Origin of the sequence: Parvibaculum sp., from assembly GCF_049672805.1 — a bacterium.
Lineage (GTDB): Bacteria > Pseudomonadota > Alphaproteobacteria > Parvibaculales > Parvibaculaceae > Parvibaculum.
Genome location: NZ_JBATWS010000227.1, coordinates 1 through 2,860, shown reverse-complemented (window position 1 = coordinate 2,860; position 2,860 = coordinate 1). Strand labels below are relative to the sequence as shown.

3 protein-coding genes are annotated in these 2,860 nt (G+C 59.9%); all 3 read left to right on the top strand.

Features of this window, described 5'->3' with window-relative positions; genetic code table 11:
* Window positions 1-1,152 (top strand): ABC1 kinase family protein (locus WBF74_RS07335; protein WP_424437446.1); only part of this gene is annotated, 1,152 nt, incomplete at its 5' end.
* Window positions 1,153-1,197: 45 nt separating this feature from the next.
* Complete coding sequence (locus WBF74_RS07330) at window positions 1,198-1,641, top strand: PaaI family thioesterase (RefSeq protein WP_424437444.1); 444 nt, start codon at window positions 1,198-1,200, stop codon at window positions 1,639-1,641.
* Window positions 1,638-2,633: an alpha/beta fold hydrolase gene (locus WBF74_RS07325; RefSeq protein WP_424437441.1), complete on the top strand. Its 996-nt coding sequence runs from the start codon at window positions 1,638-1,640 to the stop codon at window positions 2,631-2,633. The genes WBF74_RS07330 and WBF74_RS07325 overlap by 4 nt, the downstream gene beginning before the upstream one ends.
* Window positions 2,634-2,860 lie beyond the last annotated feature (227 nt).

The window sequence follows — 2,860 nt, the reverse complement described above, 5'->3', positions numbered from 1 at the left end:
GACATGGTGCCCGCCGAGTTTGCGGCCGAGCTTTCCGAGCTCCAGTCTTCCGCACCGCCCATGGGCTGGCCTTTTGTCAAGCGGAGGATGCGGGCGGAGCTTGGAGCGGGCTGGGAGAAGCGCTTTTCTTCCTTCGAGAAAGAGGCAGCGGCTGCGGCCTCTCTCGGGCAGGTGCATCGTGCGACATCTCTTGAGGACGAGCGGCTTGCGGTGAAGCTGCAATATCCCGATATGCAGTCAGCGGTTGATGCCGACCTGAAGCAGCTTTCGCTCATTTTCTCCATTCACCGGCGCATGGACCGCGCCATCAATACGCGCGAAATCCAGGCAGAGATTGCAGAGCGGCTGCATGAAGAACTCGATTATCGCCGCGAGGCAGCACATATCCGTCTCTATGCAGAGATATTCCGCGATGAGCCGCGCATCGCGGTGCCGAAGGTATTCAGTGAACTGAGCACGGGCCGCCTGCTCACCATGAGCTGGCTTGACGGCGCACCGATCCTTGGCTTTCGCGACCATGCGCTCGACATCCGCAACCGCATTGCTGAGACCATGTTTATCGCGTGGTGGCGACCCTTTTCGCGCTACGGCGTTATTCATGGTGACCCGCACCTTGGCAATTATTCTGTGCGGGAGGGCAGGACGGTGGATGAATGGGGCATCAATCTGCTTGATTACGGATGTATCCGCATTTTCCCGCCCGCTTTCGTTGCGGGGGTGGTCGAGCTTTATCATGCGCTTGAAACGGATGACCGTGATCGCGCAGCGGCGGCCTATGAGAATTGGGGGTTCCGCGATCTCTCCTCCGAACTGATAGACGTGCTGAATGTCTGGGCCCGCTTCATCTATGCGCCGATGCTTGATGATCGCGTGCGTTCGGTCGCAGACGGGATCAAGCCGGGCGAGTATGGGCGGAAGGAAGCCTTCGGCGTTCACAAGCGCCTGCGGGAGCTCGGGCCTGTGACGCCGCCGCGCGAATTCGTGTTCATGGACCGCGCTGCCATCGGCCTTGGATCCGTTTTTTTGCATCTCGGAGCGGAACTGAACTTCCATCGCCTGTTCAATGAGGCGATCGAGAAGTTCGATATGCAGGAACTCGACAAGCGCCAGAAAGCCGCGCTAAAGAAGGCGGGCGTGCCGCCGGTTTCCTGAGCGGCTTCCTTCTCTTTGCCTTTGTAAAGTATGGAGTATCGGGCGATGACGGACGACCTCCTTGAGGAAAATGCAATTTCCCTGCCCGAGGGCTACCAGCTTCTCAACTGGTTCAGCGGCTTCGGGCGGCAGATCGGGCCGCTCTATGAGCGTATCGAAGCGGATGGACGTTATTCGCGCGCCTTTCTCGTTCAGGAACATCACACCAATGGCATGAATAATTGTCATGGCGGTATGCTGATGGCATTCGCGGATATGGCGTTTGGTCATGCCATCACCATGTCGGTGCATCGCTACTGGGTGACGGTTCGGCTGCTGACGGATTTCCTGTCCGGTGCGAAGGTCGGTGAATGGGTTGAGGGGACGGGCGAATTGATCGGCCAGGAAGATGATTTCTACACGGTGAAGGGCCGCATCTGGTGCGGCGACCGCACCATCATGACAGGCACCGGCGTCTTCAAGGCGCTGGGTGAACGGCCCGCGAAGTGAGCGCAGCGGAAGGCGGTTTCAATCTCGCTCCGGGCGATGAGGAAGGGCCTTCCGTCACGGCTGCCCCGGCATGGTTCACCCGCGCCATTGCGGTTGAGCCGGAAAGCCGCTTTGTCGATGTCGGCGGCGTCAAGGTTCACTATCTCCATTGGGGCGACCGGTCGAAGCCGGGCCTTCTTCTCGTTCACGGCAACGGGGCGCATGCGCGCTGGTGGTCATTCGTTGCGCCGTTTCTTGCGCGGGAATATTCCGTCGCCGCCATCGACATTACCGGCATGGGGGATAGCGGCTGGCATGAGCGCTATACCATCGAGGCCTTTGCCGAAGAGCAGATGGCCGTTTGCGAGGATGCCGGTTTCTTTGCGGGCGATGAGCCGCCCATCATTGTCGGTCACTCCTTTGGCGGCTTTATCACCATTCTGACAGGCGCACTTTATGGCGAGCGGCTGGCAGGCACGGTGATCGTGGACAGCCCCGTCAATCCGCCGGACCGGCCGGGCGGGCCGCCTGACCGCAAATTCCGTCCCCACCGCATCTACCCGACACTTGAAGCAGCGATGGAACGTTTCCGCCTGGCGCCGCCACAGCCCTGCGAGAACCGCTATATCGTTGATTATATCGCGCGACACTCGCTGAAGAGGGTGGAGACACCGGAAGGCGGGGAGGGGTGGACGTGGAAGTTTGATCCCGCCATCTGGCAGCGTTTCGACATTGGCGATATGGGCGCGCGCCTTGCCGAGACGCGCTGCCGCATTGCCATCATGCGGGGAGAGTTTTCCGTGCTGCTGCCGGCCGAGATCGGGGAATATATGTTCAATCTGCTGGGTCGGTACGCGCCCGTGATCGAGATCCCGCAGGCGCGCCATCATGTGATGCTTGACCAGCCGCTTGCCTTTGTGGCGGCGCTGCGCGCGCTTCTGGCTGACTGGGATCATTCGGCTCCTTCGCGCAAGGTCATCAAGGGGTCGCTGCCGTCACCCTTTGGCGGCTGAGAAAAGCGCAGTACAGATATGCAATCCGCATGAGCGGAATTGCACAGTTTCTTCCGGTATTTAGCGTGTACCAACGGGCAAGCGATGCTTGCCGAGGGCGGATCGTTTGCTATAGTCCCGCTCGCTCAAAAGAGCTTAACAAATAGGCAGTAAAGCGGGCGAGGTAACATGGCTGGACTTCCGGAAGGCTGGGGCAAGGAAATGGATGCCGAAGAGCATCTCGGCAC

Bases quoted from the DNA above. Each gene is read 5' to 3' on its own strand.
- WBF74_RS07330 (WP_424437444.1), top strand. From the start codon at position 1,198: ATGACGGACGACCTCCTTGAGGAAAATGCAATTTCCCTGCCCGAGGGC.